The organism is Roseimaritima multifibrata, from assembly GCF_007741495.1.
GTDB lineage: Bacteria > Planctomycetota > Planctomycetia > Pirellulales > Pirellulaceae > Roseimaritima > Roseimaritima multifibrata.
Genome location: NZ_CP036262.1, coordinates 141,983 through 164,234, shown reverse-complemented (window position 1 = coordinate 164,234; position 22,252 = coordinate 141,983). Strand labels below are relative to the sequence as shown.

14 protein-coding genes and 1 tRNA gene are annotated in these 22,252 nt (G+C 54.6%); 3 read left to right on the top strand and 12 right to left on the bottom strand.

Annotation, left to right across the window (positions count from 1 at the left end):
- Positions 1 to 376: 376 nt before the first annotated feature.
- The 10 genes from FF011L_RS00650 to FF011L_RS00605 all read right to left on the bottom strand — a co-directional run bounded on the left by FF011L_RS00650 (position 377) and on the right by FF011L_RS00605 (position 11,905).
- Positions 377 to 862, bottom strand: coding sequence for a Mov34/MPN/PAD-1 family protein (locus FF011L_RS00650; RefSeq protein ID WP_145349477.1), 486 nt, complete (start codon positions 860 to 862; stop codon positions 377 to 379).
- Positions 853 to 2,634, bottom strand: coding sequence for a ThiF family adenylyltransferase (locus FF011L_RS00645; protein WP_145349476.1), 1,782 nt, complete (start codon positions 2,632 to 2,634; stop codon positions 853 to 855). The genes FF011L_RS00650 and FF011L_RS00645 overlap by 10 nt, the downstream gene beginning before the upstream one ends.
- Entirely contained in the window at positions 2,624 to 3,715 is a 1,092-nt protein-coding gene (locus tag FF011L_RS00640; RefSeq protein WP_218932916.1) for a cyclic GMP-AMP synthase DncV-like nucleotidyltransferase, read from the bottom strand. Before FF011L_RS00640 ends, FF011L_RS00645 begins: the two co-directional genes overlap by 11 nt.
- 20 nt (positions 3,716 to 3,735) lie before the next feature.
- Positions 3,736 to 4,836: a patatin-like phospholipase family protein gene (locus FF011L_RS00635; RefSeq protein WP_145354837.1), complete on the bottom strand. Its 1,101-nt coding sequence runs from the start codon at positions 4,834 to 4,836 to the stop codon at positions 3,736 to 3,738.
- Positions 4,837 to 5,939: 1,103 nt separating this feature from the next.
- Positions 5,940 to 6,920, bottom strand: a complete 981-nt coding sequence (locus tag FF011L_RS00630; RefSeq protein ID WP_218932914.1) for an IS4 family transposase — start codon at positions 6,918 to 6,920, stop codon at positions 5,940 to 5,942.
- Positions 6,921 to 7,199: 279 nt separating this feature from the next.
- A complete protein-coding gene (locus FF011L_RS00625; RefSeq protein ID WP_145349474.1) occupies positions 7,200 to 8,432 on the bottom strand; it encodes a tyrosine-type recombinase/integrase in 1,233 nt (410 codons plus the stop codon).
- Between the two features lie 119 nt (positions 8,433 to 8,551).
- Positions 8,552 to 8,635 (bottom strand) — tRNA-Leu (locus FF011L_RS00620).
- Positions 8,636 to 8,693: 58 nt separating this feature from the next.
- Entirely contained in the window at positions 8,694 to 9,350 is a 657-nt protein-coding gene (locus FF011L_RS00615; protein ID WP_145349473.1) for a ribonuclease H1 domain-containing protein, read from the bottom strand.
- Between the two features lie 331 nt (positions 9,351 to 9,681).
- Positions 9,682 to 10,026: a rhodanese-like domain-containing protein gene (locus tag FF011L_RS00610; RefSeq protein WP_145349472.1), complete on the bottom strand. Its 345-nt coding sequence runs from the start codon at positions 10,024 to 10,026 to the stop codon at positions 9,682 to 9,684.
- 157 nt (positions 10,027 to 10,183) lie between these two features.
- Complete coding sequence (locus FF011L_RS00605) at positions 10,184 to 11,905, bottom strand: hypothetical protein (RefSeq protein WP_246109648.1); 1,722 nt, start codon at positions 11,903 to 11,905, stop codon at positions 10,184 to 10,186.
- A gap of 313 nt (positions 11,906 to 12,218) precedes the next feature.
- Between FF011L_RS00605 and FF011L_RS00600 the strand changes: the two genes are divergently transcribed.
- Complete coding sequence (locus tag FF011L_RS00600) at positions 12,219 to 12,974, top strand: lipoate--protein ligase family protein (protein WP_145349471.1); 756 nt, start codon at positions 12,219 to 12,221, stop codon at positions 12,972 to 12,974.
- A gap of 306 nt (positions 12,975 to 13,280) precedes the next feature.
- Positions 13,281 to 14,177, top strand: a complete 897-nt coding sequence (locus FF011L_RS00595) for an energy transducer TonB (protein WP_145349470.1) — start codon at positions 13,281 to 13,283, stop codon at positions 14,175 to 14,177.
- A 545-nt stretch (positions 14,178 to 14,722) separates the two neighbouring features.
- On the opposite strand, the gene FF011L_RS00590 is transcribed toward FF011L_RS00595, so the two are convergent.
- Both FF011L_RS00590 and FF011L_RS00585 read right to left on the bottom strand, forming a co-directional pair.
- A complete protein-coding gene (locus FF011L_RS00590) occupies positions 14,723 to 17,950 on the bottom strand; it encodes an LPS-assembly protein LptD (RefSeq protein WP_145349469.1) in 3,228 nt (1,075 codons plus the stop codon).
- 238 nt (positions 17,951 to 18,188) lie between these two features.
- Positions 18,189 to 19,628 carry a glycosyltransferase family protein gene (locus FF011L_RS00585; protein WP_145349468.1) on the bottom strand — a complete coding sequence of 480 codons (1,440 nt, stop codon included), beginning with the start codon at positions 19,626 to 19,628 and terminating at the stop codon, positions 18,189 to 18,191.
- A gap of 55 nt (positions 19,629 to 19,683) precedes the next feature.
- Between FF011L_RS00585 and FF011L_RS00580 the strand changes: the two genes are divergently transcribed.
- Positions 19,684 to 22,155: an efflux RND transporter permease subunit gene (locus FF011L_RS00580; protein WP_145349467.1), complete on the top strand. Its 2,472-nt coding sequence runs from the start codon at positions 19,684 to 19,686 to the stop codon at positions 22,153 to 22,155.
- Positions 22,156 to 22,252 lie beyond the last annotated feature (97 nt).

Below are 22,252 nucleotides of genomic sequence, written 5' to 3'. Positions count from 1 at the left end.
GCAAGCTCAGACACAACCACCTACGTTTTACCCGAGAGACCATCAAGAGTTTCAACAACAAATCGGACATCCCCGGTAATTGTTCGAATTGACGGAGGTGTTCAGCCATCAAACGCGACTTGCTCCGGTGGCCGACGCCGGATTATCTTCCGATCGACGAAATCAGAGCGTCCGGCGTCGGCCACCGGTGCAGGTTGACGAGTTGCGGAAAGTTAGGGCAGGGCTTCGTGGCCCTTCTGTCTGCGGTGATAAAATTCAGAATCTCTGAGGAAAAGCACCTCATGCCCTACATGGTTCGCAACGAACGAATCATCGCCGTCGCTCATACGCGAAGACCGCCGAGTTACTAGCAGGATCACCTATCAAATTGAAAGGTTTAGCTCACTAAAGTTGCCTTTGCAAAATCTCTTTCACGATGAATTGAGACTGACAGGCCTTCGGGAAATGGTCTCGTACCGACGATTACCATGAGAAAAGCGTCCAAGCCGTGACTCGATTTCACGAAACAGTCTGCCATGCTTTCTCGGTCTTCTGGTGACATTTCCGGCACCGTTTGCGGATGTGTATGCCAGTCACCAACGAAAAACAGGCCTGACTCAAATTGCGAGTTGATTTCTTCCTGTTGGTTTTTCAGAAATGGAATGAATTGAAAGCGGCGGCGAATGTCCTTCCGCGTAGGTGAAGTCGCAATTTTGAGCACAATTTCATCATTGGTAAGCTTGGCAAATAGCTGCCCACCTGCTTCGCGCTTCCAGCAGCGGTCCTGTCGATAGTCGTCAAATACTTCCAAGACTTGAGTCTCCACAACAATACATTGGTCGCTATTTGCAATTGCATATCTGATTGGTTGGTCTAACTGCATCGCTGACAATCCGGGCGAGCGGACCACGGAAACTCGGAGACTACTTCTTCACGCGTATCAAAGTTGGGGACTGTTTGCCATGCAACAGACCAACCTCGCTGAATCGGATCGATTTTTCGATCCTTGTTGATCCAAACACGATGTGTCGATGCGGTTAGCTGACCGAGAAGACATTCAACCGATAGATCAACTGCCATTGCGATTGAGTGAAGCGAGTCGGTTATGCCGTAAGGTTGAAACTCGTTCCCGCACCCCGCTTGCGAAACCATGGTCGTCGGTGCAGCTGGCCAATCGAATACGCGCCGAGAAAACTGACCTGCACCAGTAAATCCACATTGAAGACATCCACTTCGCTCCATTATTGCGACAGCATGTCCAGCTGCGGCGAACGGCTCGAGCCAGGCATATACAATCGGTGTTCGCTTCCCGGAGCATTCATGAAGGTCATTGAGCATACACTCAGCTTTCCATGAGCCGGTGGTCGAAATCACTAAATCGAACCCATCTAGTGACTCAGCAGTCTCAATCCTTTGCTGCCAATCGACCGGGTTAGACTCACAACTAACAATTGTCGGATAGTTGGTTTCAAACCGCCGCTTTAGTGCGTCCGTCTTGTTCTGTCCTACTGTGTCGCCACCGAGAAGGTGTCGGCCCGTGTTCTCCCATCGCATTAGGTCTCCATCAAACATCGCAACTTGCCCAAGCCCGGCCTGGATTAGGTTGTCGGTAAGAAAGGAACCAAAGGATCCAAGGCCGACGATCGCGACTCGCTGCTTCTGTAGCACCGCAAACCGCGGATCGTGGCCGCGACCGCCAAGTGCCCACTCCGCATCCGCTCGTTCTAGTGGTGACCGAACAACTTTGGTGTATTTTGTTTGCTGACTAAGTTGAACGCTCAGCGGAGCCTTTCCATCGCGAAAACCATTAACGCTAACGCGGTTCGATCGGCCACACTTGCTGACCTTCTCGTTGGCTCTTAATAAGCGGCACAGCTCCACGACACCATAGTTGGTCCCGTTTGTGGCGCTGATTGCCAAGATGATCGTCAATGGTTGAAAAGACTTTGCGATGTGATCCGATATCGATTCCAAAAAGTTGGGTGCATCTTCCGAGATCAATGCCAGTAGAGCCTCCGTGCAGTCTGGGTATTCCTCTGGCGAGAGCGGTTTCGACAATTTGACCAAAAAGCCGGTGTCAGTTCTGTCGTAGTCTTTCTGAAGACGGTTCTTTAGCCAGCAAAGTACAGACTTTTCGTCGGCACCAATTATGCGAAATTTACTTGAACTCCAAACGGCGACTTTCTGCGAATCGCATCCGTCCGGAAGTATCGAAAAAAACTGATGGCGTAAGTCGTCTGACGATAGCAGCCAGTACGAATCAAATTCTCTATTGAAATCATCATCCAAATTGCCGTCGAGAAGACACTGCAATAGGGCCTCGGTTTCAGCTACTAGAGATTTGGCAACTTCGACTGGGCGATACGGGTCAACATTGGTATTGGGAGGAAAGACGCATAGGCAGCCGTCCTTCTCGACGTGCGGCCAAGACAAGAACTTGGTTCGATCAATCAGCGCAATCTTCGGTGAGACAAACGGAAACTGAGCAGTAATCAACAAATTGATGGACACGTTCTCCGCGAGATTCAGGTCAATGCGCCAACCGTCAACAAATTGCTTGCGATAGTTGTGCAATTCATGGCCGGCAAGTCTTCTCGTATTGGGGAGAGCGTCTATCCAACGGGCAAGCTCCGCTATTGAGTTCTTAGCATTCATGGCTCGTGCCGAACCTACCACCACCCTGCTTTTGGACAGGGTTTTCCTCAATTTCCTCTCGTCGTGATTCCGAAAACACGCCGAATGGACTCACTGCATTCATTGACTTTGCAGAACTTTCGCTCTTCTTGGCGTTTGCATCACGATCAGTGAAGTATTTCGTCGCGAATACTTTGTCCCAACATTTCAAAGCCTTTTCCCGAGTACAGCCGAACTCAAATAACGGCTCCAAATTCTTGATCGCTTCAGAGAGTTTCTCACGCAAAAAAATTGCCTTAGGGTCTTCGTCACCGGTTGTGATCGTCGCGTCCGGCGTGACAGGATGGTCAACAACGAGGTTGCCGTTTAGCCGGTCCCGAATCGCTTCCATCGTGTCATGGAGAGCCATATCTTCCCGATTTTCGTTCGCTCGATAGCACTCGGTAACCAGTTTTGTAATTCCGAAACCGCTGAGGTTTTTTGACTCCCAACTGGAGCGACTCTTGGAGTATTTCTTAATCAGACGAACAACTCGGCGAACTTGGCGACCGTTCGTTGTATCTGGGCTTAGTTCTTGGTTCAGTCTATTAAACCAGCTCGTTACATCTCGAGCATCCGATCGCATCCAGGATGAGCTTGCTAGTTCGTTGTAGGTAGTCTCGTTACCGAAGATGTCCGTTTCAGTTACACGCCGATAGGCTGGCAGGTCAACGTGGTAACCGGTGTCGTACTGAACTCGCACGCAATTCGTCTTGACTTCTGGTGGTGTCTTGAAGCTTCCGTCATCAACGGCGTCACGAATCATCTTCCGTGTATCGAGAGCGGATTTGTCTCCGCCCTGCTTCCCGACCAAGCCATCCTTTTCGAAGTAGACACCGTCATCAATGTCGTAGTCGTTATCCGGGTGTTGGACCATCGTTTTCATTTCGTATGATCCCTGTGTGACGTGCTCCAACGGAGCTGGGTCGTCGTTCTTCTTTAGTCCATTTGCCAACCGAGCCTGGTTAGAATTCCTGCGCTGTCGCATGCTGTCGCAGTCACTTTGACGCAGCGTGACATCGTCTTTGTGGTACGCGATAACGTCTTTTGAACAATCAAACATTTAGTTTCCTCGCAAGTAATCTATTCTTCTGGTTTAAATAGTGAAGCGATCAGCCGTCCGTCTGTGTCCTCCGGCTTTGCACACTTACTGTTAGTGAAATCCGCATCTGAGTGCGCTTGTCGAACGAGTTCATCCATTGACTCTTCACGCGTGTCATCGAGTCCCAAATAGTCCATCATGTGGGCGGGCACATCGTCGAATGGAAAACGGACGATAGTGCACGTATTCTTTACGTGCTTAGTCAACATCCTTGCCATGTAGTCGTACGCCATTTCCTGTGCGTCGATCGACAAAGCGGCAGCATCAGCACCGAACCGCCAGCCAACTAGGCCTCGATTCACATCCGACGGGCGCAGATTCTCGCCAGTTGGTCTTGAGCATGTCCCCAAACTATAGATTTGGATTTCTTGTCCCTCGGATGCCATGCCAAGCGAGTCGATTAGTCCGACAAGCACCGGGTTATTCGCCCAAAGGCCACCATCAGCAAAATAGTTGTATGCACGAGTTTGACCTGAGTCTGGTACTGGAATGCGGGCTAGCGATCGGTAGAGAGGGGCTGCACTGGTTGCCATGCAGACATCAACGAGCGAGTAGTCATCATCGCGATGATTTGAACCATTTAGGTGCGCTGTCTTAAAGACCCAAGAACCGTGGCGGCCCATTTCTACCGCAGGAATCGCCATCGCAATATTTCGGTCACGATATATCTCCGCAAGAGTCGTATTGCCGAGGCAGAGTTGCAACGCCTCTCGCAGCGATTTTTCGCCCACGGCTAGGGCTTTACCGCGTTTCAAAATGTCCAGAGGAACGCCGAACATCGTTTTAGGAATTGACCGACGAAAAATATTGCTTCCGTTGTTTCGGTACAGAGCAACGATCTCACTCAAGGGAACGCCTTTCGCCAAACCACAACCGATTAGCGCGCCGGTACTGGTGCCCACTATCAAGTCAAAACGCTTGCCCAAGTCAATGAGTTTGGATGTTTTGTGTACCTGTGCAAAACGATCGTTCAATCGCGATAAGTACGCAGCTGAATAGATTCCACGCATCCCGCCACCATCTAGGCTCAATACCCGCAAAGGTTTCGTGGTTTGTTGTTCTGGTTGGCCGTTTAGATTCATTTCAGAAGTTTCCATTGTTTGGTTGACACGTTAGGTCAATCAAAATCCGTTTTCGGCGAGCATCAGCGTTGGTTTTCTGATGGCTGGATGGGGAGTCTGCATATCAAAGGCCAAACAAGATGATTTGTCAATTGCCGTGATTTTCGTCATCGGTGGTTGGCCTAGGGCCAAACTGACAGTAACGCAAACGTCACTTTAGCAAAGGTGGGTTAACACCGTCGGCGCTAACACCATTGCCGAATGGAAAGACGTCTCCACGCCTCCGATATTTCGGTCAATGTTCCAAGATGCCGCGGCAAATGAGTCTCCATTCGCTTCCAACGCAATCCTAAGTGTCACGTCGCAGCGACCGTAGGCGATAATGCCTGAGAAAGCGATTGGCGAAAATGCCGCTAAGCATGAGCGGATGGCGACAAGGTGTCACGACGGTGGAGCAAGAACGAAGCCTTGGACAGAGGGGAGTCCCGAAACACTGCGATCCATGCGACCCCAAATATTGAATATAGGTGGACGAATTGGAAAGATGCGCGGGCCGGCCGGCAAACCTTTGATGTGGTTTTGCTGCACAAAGGGGAGGAAGCAAACGGGGCATTTGCCTGAAGCATCGCGACGTAATTGCGATCTTCTGCATTGAATCACACTGACGCGCGTTCTCATGCCTTGCCAACTTGCTCCGGTGGCCGACACGAATGGCACTTAGTTACGTATGAGTTGTTTCTGGATTTCGCGTTTCATTGCGTCTCTTGGCTTTGTTAACAGATCATATCTGTCGTTTCGCCGTTTCCTTCTCCGCGGCTCGAATCTGTCTGGCCGGTCCGCGACCCGATGCACGACGAGAGCGTTAAGGATATGACTGTAAATCGTCGAAAGTTGTTTTGCGGTCTGGTGACCTTGAAATGCGATCAGAGGGCGAAATGCTTCGATTGCTTGAATGGCTCCTTTAAAACTGATTGATCTCGGTTCAATTCGGTGTGCGACGGCGGCCTGTGCGATCGCTGCTCGAATTAAGTTGTACGCCAGAACGTGCGTCCAGATCTCTTTACGCACCAGTTCTGGTGTTTTGCATCGCAATTCATCCATCTGCATGGTTTCTTTTAAGGATCTTAGATCCAGTTCGTTGTTCCATCTTTGGTGATTTCATCGGAATCTAGCAACGTTGTCACGATGATGATGCAAACCGTGCAGAAACCCGCCTGCTCAACACGCACACGCGTTTCACGAATCTCCAAGAAATCCGGAAGCGAACAATCTGTCTCTGGATCGGTTGCACGGAGCACAGGTTTGGGCCATCTAACGATGTGGTCATCCTTGCCAATGCGTCTGCCGCAGCGGAAGTCCGCAGTTCGCTTTGCCGAAAGGCGAGTCACAGAGTCAACACTCCTTGCTTTGAGCATGGCTATTTCTCGCCAAGAACACATGAGTCGATCCGCGAGTAAGACATCACCTTTGCTAAAGACACCCATCAACTGTCGTAGCATCCCTAGTTCACTTTGACCCTTGCCCGCATATTTGCAAATCCGCAGATCCAGAACAGCTCCGCAGGAAAGCGAGAGCAGAGCGGCGATGCGTGCGATGGGAAACCCAAGGCCTGGCTTTTGCGCGGAGTTCTGTGGATAATCGCTTTGGTTTTCTGCTGTATCGGGCATGGTCACGGTCGTTCCATCGAACATTAGGACTCGGCGTTCTTTCCATCGCCATGCGGTGTCAGCGGCCTCCACCGTTGCATGTCCTGTCTTCCTGACAACGTCCGCGAAGAACTTCTCCGGAATCCGTTTTCTCGCTTGGCAATAGGCACCAGTTTCAGCAGAGCACGAAGGCTTTCCCTGTGAAACGCGGTGAGCAACCAATCGAGCAACCGCAGCGCGGCAAGAGTGATCCGCGCTAAGAACCTGAATCAAGAATACCCAAAGCGTCACCATTGGTGAGAAGATTCGATCCCTCCACTGGACGTCATTCGCTCTCAAAGCTTCAGCGATGCAACTGTCAGCGAGAATATTCGCGAACGCAGATTCTCCGTCCTGTAAGAATTGTCGCCTTAAAAAACTGATCTGTCGCCGAAACCGTGCATTGTTCAAACTGCTCACGTTCATGGCCTCCTTGCCGGTGATGGGTGTGTGGTAACTCCATCTAAGCAAGTGAGGCTCTTTTCGTATATATCGTTTCCCAAAAAGGGCTTAGGAATAATCTACGTGCCATTCGTGGCCGACACCGGAGCCTTGCCTCTTGCCGGTAAGTGCAATTCATTCGGATTGCTCAGAATGCGGTCGACAGGCAATGTCAGTTTCCTCTTTTTCGCTACAATCGCCACGCTACACGATACCCTACGCCTATTGGCACGTAAGATGCCAAACTATGACGTCGATTCAAGCGAACAGGGATTTCATGGCTTGGCTTTGACTTGCGGGGAATAAATGCCGGTAGCGGCGACGCATGGCTTCTGTGCTGTGCCCAACCCATTCGTCGATCATGCGTTGGTCAATCCCTTTGCTGGCACAGTTTGAAATGAAGCTGTGACGGAGACAGTGCCAGCCTTTGATCACCGACCAAGGGCTATTCTGCAATACCTGCTTGAAGTGGTGAGACGCCTGGTCTCTGGTTAGTTGGTTCTCATCGTCTCGAGTTTTGCGGTGTGACCCCAGGATCGGGTCGGGATGACAGAATGTAAACGGAGAACCAGGGTGCTCGCTTAACCAATTGGTTAATACCGCTTTGAGAGGCGTGGCGAGCGGCACGCGGCGAGTACTCGTCTTGCCCTTTACTCGCTTCTTCTCTCGAATAGTGATGACCCCGCCTTGCAGATTGATGTCCGACAGTTGCGACCGTAGCAGTTCCGAGCGGCGAGCGCCCGTGTATGCGGCGAATGTGAACATCGGATAGAGAAATGGCAGATTTGCGATTTCTTTAACGTGGTCCAGCAAATGGGTGATTTCGTCCAGACTCAGATAGAGGGCGTCCCAGATCCCGGCTGACGCTCCCGCCGCTACTTGGCGTTCGATTTCTTGCCAAGTCTGAAAGACGGGCAGTTCTTTGGATTTTGGGTAGCGGAGGTTGCTTTTGGGAAATTCGCCGTGCAACTTGCCGGTATTAACGCCCCATCGCCAGACCGAGTTGAACGTAACGATTTCCTTCTTGATCGTGCCCCCGCTGATCGTCGTCCCTTTGTAAGTCTTTACTGCAGCACGTTTCGTGACGTACTTCTGCAAATCGTCGTGAGTGAGGTCCTGAGCGATCAACCGCCTACCGAGGACGCTTTCGACGTGACGCTGATGGATTTTCATCATGTCCATCGTCGAACCTTCGAGGCTGTCGACTGGCAGGGCCTCCCAAAACTCTTTGAACAGCTGCGGAATGGTCAACGATCCTTTTACGACGGGCTTTCTGTCTAGCTTTCCGTCGGACAGCAGAAACGTGACGACGTCCGAATTGTCTGGAATCGTCAAGCGGCCCGATTCGACCAATTTGATGTTCTCCTCGACACGGAGCCTTTTCGACGTCGCTTCGTCTTCGTCGCTGGTTTTCAGCGACCGCACGAAGCGTTTGCCGCCGAACCGAAGGATGAGGTTATAACGGCCATTTCGGACTTCCAAACCTGCCATGAGGTGGCTCCCCTGCTAAAGACACGCGACCTCCACGCTGGTCGCGTTTTGGTCGCTTTTCTGGGAACCCAAAGAAAAAGGGTTCAACGAATATTACGCTGAACCCTTTAAAAGACTAGTGCGGATGAGAGGACTTGAACCTCCACGCCCTTGCGGGCACTAGAACCTGAATCTAGCGCGTCTGCCAATTCCGCCACATCCGCAGGTTAGCCTGAAAAGTTAATCATCGTTGGAAAGTTTGACAAGTAGGGCAGGGGAGACTTACTTGCGGCCGAAATCGGCGGGGATTTCTCCCCAGTGCTTGGTTTCCCATTTCAATATCCGGTTTTGAAATTTGTGCGATTCCAACCACTTTTCGGCTCGATCAACCAACCGAAACAACCCCGCATTGATTGGCGACCGGGGCAGCTTGGTTTTGCACTTCTTCTGCTTGACCCAGCTGATCCCGATCCGCGAATCGGAGTAAATGGCGGTGTGCGAGTGCCCCGCGTGATCCAGGAGCGCCAAAGCATGCACAATCGCTAGGAATTCGCCGATATTCACCGTCCCCTCTTCGTAGGGCCCTTTGTGAAACAGGTTGATTCCCGAAGCCAAATCGACGCCCTGGTATTCCAGCTCGCCCGGATTCCCCTTGCAGGCGGCGTCGACGGCCCAGGCCGTCATGTCGACCCCCATCCCCTCCAGATCGTCCGAATCGACGACCGGGGTCGATTTCTTGGACCGACTTGATCCGCCTTTACCCCAGTGCTGGTCGGCTGCCTGCTTGAATGCGGTTTCGGCGGCCGAACGGGATGGAAAAGATTTGTACTTGGCCCCGGAAAAACCACTGATCTGATTCTGACATGCATCCCAAGTCGCATAGACGCCCGGGGACCGGCCTTGCCAGACGACGTAGAATTTGGGCTTCTTCTGGGCCATGGGCTTGGATGCGTTGCGTTTTTTGGGGAAAGGACGACAGTCTTGCGGCGGGTAGCTGCCGGTTATGAACCCGCCGGAGCATGCCCAGAAGTGGGGTTTGACGTCGCGTTTATAGGCTTAGGGGCTGCCAGGATCGGCTTGGCTGGCTGGCAGGTATGCTACTGAAGACGCCACTTTCGCGGGGAACGCCGATTGTACCCCTGCGCGGTCTCAATTGTCGCGAAACGGTGAGAATGGTCCGACGACGCGAGGCCGGACGGCTCGCGCCGTTCCGCTAAAAATCACTTCAAAACAATTGATGTTCGCGGCGCGAAAGGCGACAATGCGGCAGCTAGTAGCGTGGGACGGTGGAGTCGATTTCTTGGCTCCATTGCTCGATGCCGCCAGTCATGTTTTGTGCTTGCTTGAAACCGCTTTGACGCAGCACCGAAACGACTCGCAGGCTTCGGCCGCCGTGGTGACAGTGGACGATGACACGCTCGGCCTGGCGTTCCTGCAATTCCTTGGCTCGCTCTTGCAGTTCGCTTAGCGGCAGCAGGACGGCCCCTTCGATCCTAGCCGTTGCGTACTCATCCTGTTCGCGGACATCCAGCAACAGGAAAGCTTCGCCTGCATCGCGGAGCCGCTGGACTTCCTGGACATCGATTTCGATCGGCAATTCTGATTCGTTGGTCATCGGAAACTCGCAAACAGTAACGTCAAAAAGAACAAAGGGCTTGTGGCAGACGTCTAGAAATTTTAGACGTCGTTCACAAGCCCTTTGGCAGTGTTACGAAAGAATGAGAATCATGCAACATGCAAGCGTTTTCGGACGCCTGCGAACCATGATCCGATTAGGCTTCGCGAGGCTGAGAATCGGCTCGAAATAAGCGAATCCGATGAACGGCAGGCGAACCCAACGATGGGACTTCGACTTCGTCTTCGTCGCTAGGATCGGCAGCGGATCCCCCTGGCGAACCAAGATCCATCTCTCCGTCGCCAGCTTCATCCAAAGGAGTGCTGGGCCCTTCTTCGCCAAAAATGGAATCATTGGCATCGCTTGGGCTGTCTTCTGAACCGCTTGGATTCACTTCAACAGCCTTCAGTTTGGTTTCCGGCTTCATCGAACTAGCGTCCCCTGTACTGGCACTTGGATCCGGCACGGGTAGCGGTGGGGGAGGATTGACGATCATCGATGAGCTGACGGAATCATCAAACGATGAGTAGCCATGCACGATCGAAGCACTAAATGGATCGACATATCCGTATGGAATCCGCTGCACGACTTGGCGAGGGACCATGCGTTGTTCTTCGACGCGTTTCCAAACCTGCTTGGTGCGAGGGACCTGAATTCGCTGGACGGTTCGTTCGTTCTCGTAGTACTGAACTTCAACCGGCTTGCTAGATGTTTCGTAGACCATTTCGGTCGTCGTCACGGGCACCTTGCGAACCTTCTCTTCAGTTACCCAGCGATACTTTTGCTCGGGAACCTTGCGAGTGGTTGTTTCGGTGACAGGACGCTGAACCTGGTAAGGAATCTTGCGAACTTCGGTGACCGGTTCGTACCGGGTGATCTGAACAGGAATCTTTTGGTTCACGACTTCGGTCTGCATTCGCGTCACCGCCACAGGAACTTTCTGTGAAACGATTTCGGTCTGCATGCGTTGGACTTGAACGGGCACCTGTTGCTGAACGACTTCAGGAACGTACGTGGTCTGCGGCACTTGCTGAGTGATGAAGTTAGGCCGATAAGCCAACTGCGTCTGGACGGTTGGCGGAGTGACCTGAGGCGTCCAAACGGGGCCGCCTGGATTTCGTCGAGCGAAGATCCCAAACGGGCCGGGTGTGTAACCGGTCCCTGGAGCCCACTGCATTCCGTATTGAACGGAACCGGGCTGGACGACTTGCTGAGCGACATAACCGCCAGCATCGACGGTCTGCGGACGATAAGAAGTCACCGGGCGGAGCGCGGTGTACTGCTGGGTCTGCATCTGCGTTTCAACGACGGGGCGTTGGACGGTGTAGGACTGATCGCGGTACTGCGTTTCGGTGACCGGGCGCTGGACGGTGTAGGACTGGTCACGGTACTGCGTTTCGGTGATCGGTCGATAACTGGTGACCTGTTCTTCCCGTTCGGCGGTCTCGGTGACATAACGGGTTTGCGTGACCGTTTCGTCGCGGTAACTGGTTTCCAAGACCGGGCGTTGAACGAAGTAGCGTTCCTCGCGATAGGTCGTCTTGGTGACCGGGCGAGCGACTCGATGCGTCTGCTGTTCGACGCGAGTCTTCAACACGGGCCGATAGGAGACGATCTCCTTCTCTTCCATTTCGGTTTCGTACTCCAGCCGGAACCGAGCCACCGTTTGTGGCTCCATCACGGTTTCGCACTTCAACTGGTAAGCAGGCTGAAAGCAGCATGCGTCCTGAGCGAGCAATTCGCCGCCGGAAACGCTTGCCAGCAGCGCGGCGGTTCCAAGCAGCTGTCGGTAGTGACTACTTTTTTCCATATCCTGCCTCACGGTTACGTGCTTCATCATCTGAATCGAAAAGGAAATCATCTTGATGGTCTGAATCATCAGCACGTCCGAGGGAAAAGGAAATCAAAAGATTTCGCATGAAGGTTTCCTACCTCTGACGAGCTGTTCTATTTTGGTTACGAGCAAGCGAATGTGCAAATGCCACTAACGCTTACCACGCGTCTCAACTAATGTAGCTTCAATGCTTTAGCTAAATTGATAAAATTCCTGGGAAAAAGGGCACTTTCGCAACCGCCCCCCTAACAACCTTTCACTATCTTTCCTGAACTGTTTATTCATCGCTACAACCGTTGCGTTTTTGCAACAGACGTTGCGAGAAAGCAACCATTTCCTGCCCCGTTTGACGCCTACGATGCCACAACTGCTGGAACGCTCCCTCGATTCGCCGGCGTCCAACCTGGCGTTGGACGAGGCCTTATTACTAGCTGCCGAGGCGGACGAGATCCCTCCGGTGCTCCGGTTATGGCAGTTCGCCAGTCCAACGGTCGTCGTCGGGCGAGGCTCAAAGGCGACGGAAGAGGTTCAGCTGGAGCACTGCCGTTCGCAGCAAATCCCGATCCTCCGCCGCTGCAGTGGAGGGGCAACCGTTATGGGGGGCCCGGGCTGTTTGATGTACAGCTTGGTGATCGACCTGCGACCGAACCCACACCTACGGCAACTGAACCACCTGCACTCCCATGTTATGCAGCGGGTCCTCGCTGGAGTTCAAAAATCGGTAGATTCGGACCAAAAGGAGGCATTGCAGTTCCAAGGCATCTGCGATCTGACCTACCAGAATCGCAAGTTTTCAGGGAACAGCCTACGCATCACGCGTCACCATGTGCTGTATCACGGCACCATCCTGCTGGCGAGCGACCTAGGCCTGATCGCGGAGTGTCTAGCAACGGCGCCACGGCAGCCAACCTACCGCCAAGAGCGCTCCCACCGAGATTTCATCACCAACGTCCCAGCCAACGCCAACTCACTACGAACGCACCTAGCAAAAGAATTCGAAGCCCAAGAGCCCCTGTGCAAAGACCACGAACCGCTACCCAGCACACTGGAAGAGCGAATCAGGAAGTTGACCGAGGAGAGGTATGGGCAGGAGTCCTGGACACTTCGGCATTGAGTTTGGGAGACAAGGAGTTGGGAGTTGGGAGTTGGGAGTTGGGAGTTGGGAGTTGGGAGTTGGGAGCTGGGAGCTGGGAGCTGGGAGCTGGGAGCTGGGAGCTGGAGGACCGCGTTCTCCTTCACTCCTTCACTCCTTCACTCCTTCACTCCTTCACTCCTTCACTCCTTCACTCCGTGTCTCCGTGTCTCCGTGTCTCCGTGTCTCCGTGTCTCCGTGTCTCCGTGTCTCCGTGTCTCCGTGTCTCCGTGTCTCCCCCCCTCCGCCCCCCTCTCCGCCCTTGTCGTTGGTTGCTAAAATCGCTTCATGGAATCTCCGTTTATCGTTCCGTTGCAACTTGAAACTGGCCCTATCAGCCCGACGGTTGGGCATGGGGCGAGCGCTTGGAGTGCCAGCCTGATTCTGCATGCGGCTGCGGCTATTCTGGGTATTTCGATTGGTGTTCGTGAATCGATTGATGTTCCGGTGACTCCGGGGGAAACGGGTAGCCAAGCGGTGATCCAATTGGCTGCTGCCCAGGTAACGGCCTCGGCGGCGACGGCGGTTCTCGTTCCATGGGGCGATCCTGAATCCGATTCGTCCAGCCCTCCGCCGACTCTGGAAACAAGCGGCGAAGCTCCTCGCGAAATCGAACCGCTGCTGGCCGAACTGCCGGCCGTCCTGCTCCCTATGACGTTTACGGAAATCGAACTTCCCGTGGACTCCGTCCCCAAGGGTGACCCCAATGGGCAACCGGGGCCCGAAGTGATTCCGGATTCCGAACCGCCTCCTATCGTCGAAGCCATGCCGGAAAGCGACTCGGAAGCCGAAGTGGCCGACGCAAATGTGCAGGCGGCTCAGGATGCCCACGAAGAAATCGAGGCATCGATGCCTGCCGCCGAAGCCCCGGCAACGGTGGCATCCACGTCCGCTCCTAGCGGAGCTCAAGTCGATACACCGGCTCGCCCCGCTCCCAGCAATCCACCGCCCGTTTATCCTCCGGCCGCCGACTTAGAAAACCGTCAGGGTCGAACCATCCTTCGCGTCGAAGTTGACTCAAAGGGTAAAGCAAACAAAGTCGAGGTCATTCAATCGAGCGGCCACAAGGACCTGGACAACGCGGCGGTCGCAGCGGTCCGCAATTGGCATTTTCTGCCGGCGATGAAGGGGGAGACCGCCGTCGCACAAACGATCGCCGTCCCGATTCGGTTTGTCGACCCGTAGGGTAAGTGGAGACGTTAAATTTCTGAACGGAAGGGTACAAGGTCTCCAGCCTGGAAACCGCTCTGCAAGAAAGGCCGGACGGCTTGCGCCGTTCCGCTAGGAGTGTGACGTAGACCGGCAATCTTCTTAGCGGTGCGGCGCGAGCCGCCCGGCAGGTGCGCGCGGGTTCCAGCGCGTCGGCCGGACGGCTTGCGCCGTTCCGCTAGGAGGGGGGCCGATTCTTAGCGGTCGACGAAACTGCGAGCAAACCTAACTCGACAATCGAAAGTCTCCAATGCCAAGCGGAGACAGCCCGGAGGGCGACAGATACTTGCCGGCGGCGTTAGCCGCCGGTGGGATAAAGTAGATGGCAAAGCCCAGCGGGCGAAAGAAATTTTCCATCACCAATTCTGTCGCCCGCTGGGCTAAACAATGCACTGGAAGCAATCCGGCGGCTGAGGCCGCCGGCAAGTATCTGCCGCCCTCCGGGCTAAAAAGAGCAAGCCCATACACAGGACGTCGGCCGGACGGCTTGCGCCGCGCCGCTAGGATGGACAATGACCGCGTTACTCTAGCCCTTCGACTCCGGGCGGTGGAATCAGCTGACCGCCTAACATTCCTAGACGTCGTTTGGGCCAGAACCGTGGCTCGAAGCTGAATACGAAACCGACGTTGTCGCGACCGGAGTCGACATTGATTCCCATCCGCAACAATCCCGATTCGCCAATCCTTGTGATCGTTAGGTTCTGACCGACATTCCCGACCACTCCGAGGTCAAATGTGCTTCCCGCACCTAAGATCCATTTCTCGTTTAGGCGGTAGTCAACGGCTCCGCGAAGAACACTGCTGCTGATCGGTCCTTCCAAACTAAGGAACCCAACATAGATGTCTCCGAGTCCCGGTCGGCTGGACATAACGCCTGCACTGACCGAGCGTAGACCTTCTTCGAAAAAGTCAAAGTAACCATCGGACAATAGGGTCACACGGTCTCCGACGTGGTAACGAAAATCATATCGAGTCGGGCCAAGGACCTCACCGAAGTTATCGCGATCCTCTTCTGGAAACAGCAAGACATCGAAATCGAAGATGGCCAAATCAACAATCCGTTCTCGCCCAGGAAGCCCACGCTTCGTTTGCCAACGTTGATTCAAACCAAGCCGAACCTGCATCAAATCGTCAGCAATCGGATTGCTAGGGCTGGTAACGTGACTTTGCATGCCTTGCCGAAAGGCAAAGTTACGAGGGTCGTACTGCGTTGGCAGCGGCGGCCCGCCAAAGTTATCAAAGATCAGACGCCTTCTAAACTGCTCCTGGGAATCATCATCCAGCTGGTCGTAAAGCGGAATTTGATCCAAGTCGGTATTGCTGTCCGCATAGAAAAAATCGCCTCGCCATTCCAGCTTATGTGCCAGCGAACGGATATTCAGCAGACTGCTTTGGACAGTAGGAAACTGCTTGGACATCGGCAACGTCGTCCGGACTCCCCCTTGCCCAAGCAAGCGAGTCAGCTCATTGCCGTTCACATCTTCACCGTAATAGGTCACTTCACCCGACACATAGGGAACGACTTTCACCACCCCTGCGTTTATTGGAGCGGCGAGTTCCTGTTTCGTGGAAGCGATCAAACCTTCCGCGGGGACTTCCCCTGGCAACAAGGTGAACTTGGCCAATTCCACAGGATCCTCCGGCGCGTCGGCGACCTCCAACTTGGAATACCCAATCTGATTGTGCATCGACCACGTCAGACGGTCGCCAAAAATCGAACCGCCTAAACCGTAGTGGTCAAAGCGTGGCAGTTGATTGGTATCCATGAAGAAGTCACTGGTTCGAACTGAAACGTTCAGGTCGAACATATTGTTTTGATAATATTTGCGCAATCGGAGCGAGTTGTCTTGATCCTTGTCGCGATCCCATTCGCGCTCCAAATACTGCTCAAGGAAGTTGCGGTCGCTAATCAAACCGAGTTCGGCGATCAATTCAAAATCGTTCGGCAAATAATGACGATGCCGCAAGAGAGCTCGCCCTCGGAGGCTTACCGGGGGAACCAGGTTCTTTCGATCGTTTGCTAGATAATCCAGTCCACTATCATCGATCCCCCAGATATCAAACATCCCTTTAACCGGACCGGGAATCCCCAACACGCTAGGGACGTTGTAATCCAACGTGGTCCCAAGTGCGGGGCCACGATCGCTAAGGTAGTCCGTCGACAGCGTCCACTCGACATTATCAGGCGGATCGTCGACGCCCAGCACCTGGAACAAGTCGAAGTCCAAAAAGAGCTGGGTCCCGAAGATACTATCGTTTTTGATTTTGATATCGGTGACATACAAATTGGAATGCTTTAGATCGCTCGTAAAGACCGGCCAGTAAAGCAACGGGACTCCGCCGGCATAGACGAAATTCCGATTGCTGCTGACCAGGTTCCTGCGAGTCATCGTCCCCAGGCCGGTCGCATCATCGACGACCAACTCTTCACGCGTGCTTAACCGGAGCTGTTCACTTTGCAGCCAGTAGCGAGGAACCCCCATCCGACTGGTCGTTAACGCGGCATCAAAGGCAACAAATTCGCCCTGTGAAACCTGCTGAAGCACATCCGCTTTTAACCGGACCAACCCTTCATATTCGGGGATCGATGTGAGGACTTCGGCATCCAACACCATTCCGTATTGGCGGGTGACGTTGTAGTACATCCGATCGGCATAGATCACACGGTCTCCCTGCCGAAAGACAATGTCTCCTTCCAGATACAGTTCACCATCCCCAGCCCCCAGACCGCCACCACTTAAGACACTGCTTAAGTTTGGCATCCAGCCGACGACTCGGTCTGCGGACAAAGAAACCGTACCAACGTTAATGATCCTGTCGCCCAGATCGGCTTGTGCATCATTGATGGCAATCGTCACCCCTCCGCGACCAATGATCACCGATTCTCCCTGCGTTTCGCCAGGAAGCGGTCGCGTGCGGATACTGATCTGCGGAAGGAGCGAAGCGTTTCGTGGCAATACTTCGACGGCCAGTGCACCTCCGCCGACCAAAAATCGCATATTGTTGTCTCCCAGCGGACCCTCTCGTTCGACGGGCGGCTGAAATTGCACCGGACGAATAGGGCTGGTCGCCTGCAGCGGTTCAGCCGGATCGAAGATTCCAACGGCTTGCTGGACCCCGCCGTCTGCATAGGCGGCCGAATTGGCTGCGGGAATGGGCGTCATCAGCTGAGCTTGTTGAACCTGGCCGAATCGACCGTGCGGTTGTCCCTGTATGGGCTGTCCCTGTATGGGCTGTCCCTGCAGCTGTGTCATTCGGGCGAGCAGTTCCAGTGGTTGCTCCGGTCGCCCGCGATACTGCAGACCATCGATCGAAGGACGCTGCGAGAGCGTGACCTGTTGCGACCATTCTTGCTGCGATTGTCCATCGACATGAACCGATCCCGATGCCAACGCCACCACATCAAATGCGTCACCGCGTCGATCAAATTTCACCAGGACTCGATCGGCAAGAATCGCTTTACCGTTCGATTCAATTTCACAATCGCCTGTTAAAAAATAGAGGTCTGTCGCGCCGTCGCGCCATCGCCACACCGTGGTCCCTCGAACGCGAAGCCCAGCAGCCTGCGTCTCGGCGGGTCGGGCGGAATAGGCATCCGCCCCCCCCAGCCAACCAATAATCATTACCAAGGATGCCACCAACAGCGACCGGCAAGACCGACGGCGCGCAGCGGAAAGGGACGTGGGCGAGCGGGGCTCGCTACATCCTTCCACTTCACGATCGTTCCGTTCGGCCGGCAGGGCTGACAACGGATTTAACATCCTTGCTTTAAGAGCTTGTGATAAGCCTGCAATCCTTGCAGTTTTAAATCCGGGCAAAATCGGAGCCCAGACGCGGCGGAGTATACGGACCAGCGAAGATTGCCCACAAGCTTAAAATCTGCGTTGTTTTTAGGCTTTTGATCCCTTTCGCAGAAAAATTTTTGCTAGGAGAGGGCCGAATGGCACTGCCCAGGCGCTGGCGAGCACAGCTACGTGACGGCCGTCGCTACCGTCGCGGCTCTCTCGATCCGATGGCGGCGGCTGCGACGCATGCCATCCACGGGATCACCGGCGCTCGCATCCGCATGTTGCTCCAGTAAATCGAATGCAGGCAAGTTAACGCCACTGCTAGCAATAACCCGGCCATCCAAGGAGAGTGAAGCCAGCGTCTACCGTAACGGCACAGGCCTCCCAGCATCGCCGCATAAAAGATGAAGTAATACCCTCCGACGGCTCGGACAGCATTAAGGCTCCGTCCGGGAGTCGCATGCGGCAGCGGCGTCCACAAACGGGCGACGCGGACACAACAAGCCCAAGCAAACATCGCTGGACGCTGATGGATGGTTTGCTTCGCAGCCGAATAGGCCAACGCGTCATCTGCGACTTCATCGTCAATCTGTGGAGAGGGGACCGGCCCGGTTGGCGGCCATTTCCAAAAGTCCTCCTCTAAGGGATCGCTTTGATAGCGTCCGGCCCAAGTACGATGAAACCTCTCAGCATCCCAGGCGTCCGTCTGATTGGGTTGCTCCGGGTCGTCCTCAAGATAGTCATAGAATAGCGGATTATTCCCCAATAGCAGCGTGTATCCACCGTGCGACGTCGCCCAAACCGGGTGCCCCAATTGCCGCTGATTCCGCACCGTCCAAGCTCCGATAACGGACGCCATGACGGCAACCACCAGCGCGGCCGTCACCACCGGCCACCAGACTCGCTTCCGCACGGCAACCCCAACCAGATAAATCAAAAGCAAGAACGCCCACACGAAAAACGTTGGTCGCGACAGAAATCCCAGCGAAAGCGCAACCGCCAATCCGCCACTTGCCAGCCAATAACGCGGGCGGGCAAACGGGTTGTTCGCGGCTGCCTGATCGTCTGTGTGGCTTGACTCCAGCGGCAAAAACAGCCGCTGCCACGCCAACCCGACGGCGACCGCCAACGCGGTGGCCAAGGTCTCGGTCATGACCTGAGTCGACTGCGTCAACAAGATGGGGTCCATGGCGACCAACAACCCCGCCCCCCAGGCCTCTAGCGGAGAAAGCAGGGCACGGGCGATATGGTACGTTCCAGCGACCGTCAAAAGGCCTAGAATCAAATGCAACAAAACGACGCTCCAGATCGATACCGTCGGTTTCGATTCCCCGGTCGCTCCCGCGTCGGTGGGCGAATCGCTGACCAACCAGGAAAGCATCCACGGATAAAGGGGAGGGCGGAAAGCCGTCGCACGTACATTGCCTTCCTCGCCAGCGACTCCGAAGACTTGATACTCTGCTAAGGTCTCTGCGATCCAGCGGTACCCATCGACGTCCGCTTGGAGACTATCGACACGAGAGACTAAGATTCCTCCTCGGATCACCAACGCGACCAGCAACAATCCCCACAGAGACCGCCACACCTTCAGACTTGAAAACGACCAATCCGATTGACTAGTTGCGGGATCGTTCTTCACGGGATCGCCATCCACGGGCTCAAAGGAAATTCCAACGGGGAAACAAACGAGGACCATGCTTCAAGAAACTCCCCTTCAATCGCTGGTCCGACAGTGGGTTGCCTTGCGATGGTGGTTGCTGGGGATCGGTATCGTACTCTATTTAGTGACTTTGCCAGCAGCCGGTCGACTGCAAATGGATCGGCAAATCGAATCGATGTTCCCGGCTAGCGATCCAGCGGTCGTCGCCTACAAAGATCTTGCCGAGCACTTTGGCGGCAACGCGATCGTGTTGTTGGTCTATCCCGACGATCAATTATTCACCGCCGGCGGGCTTCAACGAGCGGCCAAGCTGAGCGACCGTGTTGGAGCGGTGCCCGGCGTCCAAGCGACGCTGTCGATCGCCGAAGTCGCCCAGTCGGTTGAAGAACTGCGTGGGATCTCGTCGTTTGGGATGGCGTTGCTAGGTGAGAAAAAGCCTCCAGCCATTCTGGAAACCAGCCCGACGTCGATCGCTTTCCGCAAAATGTTTGCCGGCTACACGCACAATCAAGCCGAAAACTACGGCGCGATCGTCGTCATGCTCCAGCCACTTGCAGACCCTTCATCTGAAACGCCGGACAAACGGTCGGGCGGGGTGCAAGCGAACCACGAAGCGACGGTTGCCAGCCTCCGTGCAATCGCCAATGACCTGCCGCCGGAGCTCGGTAAAGGCGTTCTTGTCGGCCAGCCGGTCTTGGTCAGCGAGGGTTACACGATGATCCAACGCGATGGTCAACAGCTGGGAACGACCACCATCTGGCTGCTTTCGGTGGTTCTGCTCATTCTGTTTCGCAGTCCCCGCTGGGTCCTGTTGGCACTGGCAACCATCTGGGGATCGTCCACCGTCACACGTGGGCTGGCGGTTTTGCTGGGCCTGCAGCTGTCGTTGGTCTCTTCGATGTTGACCGCAATCCTGACTGTCGTTTCGGTTGCCGCTTTGATCCATATCGCGGTCGCGTGGCAAAAACGCAGGGCCCGCGGCGAGGATCGGCAAGCGGCGACGATCCGAACGCTGACCCGTTTGCTCCCTCCGATCCTGTGGGCCGGGTTCACCGATGCGGTTGGATTTGCCGCCCTGATGGCCGCCGACGTTGGTCCCGTCCGCGATTTCGGACTGCTGATGACACTGGGGGTCGGCGTTGTCATGTTGGTATTATTCTTTCTTCTCCCTGCGGGGCTTTGTGCCGGAAAACCGGAGACCGCCCACGGAAAAGGATCGCCCCAACACGCCCATCAAGCCAACCGCTCAAAACGGCGTCGACGGTTTACTGCCGGTTTCGGTCGCTGGGGATCGCGGTTTACGGTCGGGCTTTTAAAACACCGTCAAGCGATTCTGTGGGGAACGTGCCTGCTGGGTTTGCTGACGGCAATCGGTCTAAGTCGATTAAGCGCCGAAACAAATTTCCTTCGCAACTTCCGCGAGGAAAGCTCGATCGCCAAGGCCTACCAATTGGTCGAAGAGCAATTTGGGGGCGCGGGCGTGTGGGATATTTTGCTGCCCATCCCCGATCGCCCGTTAACGACCGCCGACCTAAAACGCGTTCACAACCTAGAGGTGGACCTGCAAGCGATCCGCATCCCCGATTTCCCCAATGCTCGAGTCACGCAGACACTCAGCATGGCGGACACCGACGCCGCGGCAGCGCTTTCCGAAAACCCGCTGATCCGGCTGGCCCCCTCCAGCGTCCGGTTGCAGAGGATGGCTCAAATCATGCCCGAATTCTCGGCGGCGTTGATGACACCAACCGATTCGAACGATGGCTATCACGGCCTGCGGATGATGCTTCGCAGCCCAGAAAACCTGAACAGCGAAGCGAAAACCGCATTGATCCGGTCGGTCCAACAAACCGTCCAGCAACACCTCGATCGTCCGGAATGGCAATCTGTCCAGCAACGTCCCAAACAAACAGGACTTGAGGAATCGGCATTTACGGAACCGGGACGCGTCACAGGTTATTACGTCCTTCTGGCTCGACTGGTTAACAGCTTGCTGGAAGACCAATGGACCAGCCTGGGCCTTGCATCGATCGGGATATTTGTGGTCGTCTGGTGGGCAACGGGCAATTTTGTGTGGGCGGCCCTGACGCTGCTGGCCAATGGATTCCCCGTGATGATTTCCTTGGCCGCATTGGGCTGGCTGAATATTCCCCTGAACATGGGCGGGGCGATGATCGCGGCCGTATCGATCGGATTAACGATCGATGGATCGCTCCATTTCCTCGCTTCCTATCGGAGAAGCCGTCAACGTTATGGTCGCTGTGCCGGGCGAGCGGTGCTGCGAGCCCAATCGCAAGTGAGCTGGCCGATCAGCTGTGCGACCCTAGCTTTGGTCGTCGGATTTGCGGTCCTGACTCGGAGCGACTTCGTCCCCACCGCAACTTTTGGAGCGTTGCTGTCGTTAGCGATGCTGCTTGGGATGCTAGCAAACCAAATTTTGCTTCCAGTTTTGTTAGGGCGAGCCATTTTTTCCTCGAAGTTGCTCTTCCCCTCAGACGATGAATTTTGAAACACTCTTCCCGGCGGCTGGCCACTCTTTAACAGGCCAGACGAAGTTCGGTTTTTGTATTTGAGTTTGTTTCAAAATTTTCGCAACGGTAGTTGGT

Bases quoted from the DNA above. Each gene is read 5' to 3' on its own strand.
- FF011L_RS00580 (WP_145349467.1), top strand. From the start codon at position 19,684: ATGCTTCAAGAAACTCCCCTTCAATCGCTGGTCCGACAGTGGGTTGCC.
- FF011L_RS00595 (WP_145349470.1), top strand. From the start codon at position 13,281: ATGGAATCTCCGTTTATCGTTCCGTTGCAACTTGAAACTGGCCCTATC.
- FF011L_RS00610 (WP_145349472.1), bottom strand. From the start codon at position 10,026: ATGACCAACGAATCAGAATTGCCGATCGAAATCGATGTCCAGGAAGTC.
- FF011L_RS00645 (WP_145349476.1), bottom strand. From the start codon at position 2,634: ATGAATGCTAAGAACTCAATAGCGGAGCTTGCCCGTTGGATAGACGCT.
- FF011L_RS00650 (WP_145349477.1), bottom strand. From the start codon at position 862: ATGCAGTTAGACCAACCAATCAGATATGCAATTGCAAATAGCGACCAA.
- FF011L_RS00625 (WP_145349474.1), bottom strand. From the start codon at position 8,432: ATGGCAGGTTTGGAAGTCCGAAATGGCCGTTATAACCTCATCCTTCGG.
- FF011L_RS00600 (WP_145349471.1), top strand. From the start codon at position 12,219: ATGCCACAACTGCTGGAACGCTCCCTCGATTCGCCGGCGTCCAACCTG.
- FF011L_RS00635 (WP_145354837.1), bottom strand. From the start codon at position 4,836: ATGAATCTAAACGGCCAACCAGAACAACAAACCACGAAACCTTTGCGG.
- FF011L_RS00640 (WP_218932916.1), bottom strand. From the start codon at position 3,715: ATGTTTGATTGTTCAAAAGACGTTATCGCGTACCACAAAGACGATGTC.
- FF011L_RS00615 (WP_145349473.1), bottom strand. From the start codon at position 9,350: ATGGCCCAGAAGAAGCCCAAATTCTACGTCGTCTGGCAAGGCCGGTCC.
- FF011L_RS00605 (WP_246109648.1), bottom strand. From the start codon at position 11,905: ATGATTCAGACCATCAAGATGATTTCCTTTTCGATTCAGATGATGAAG.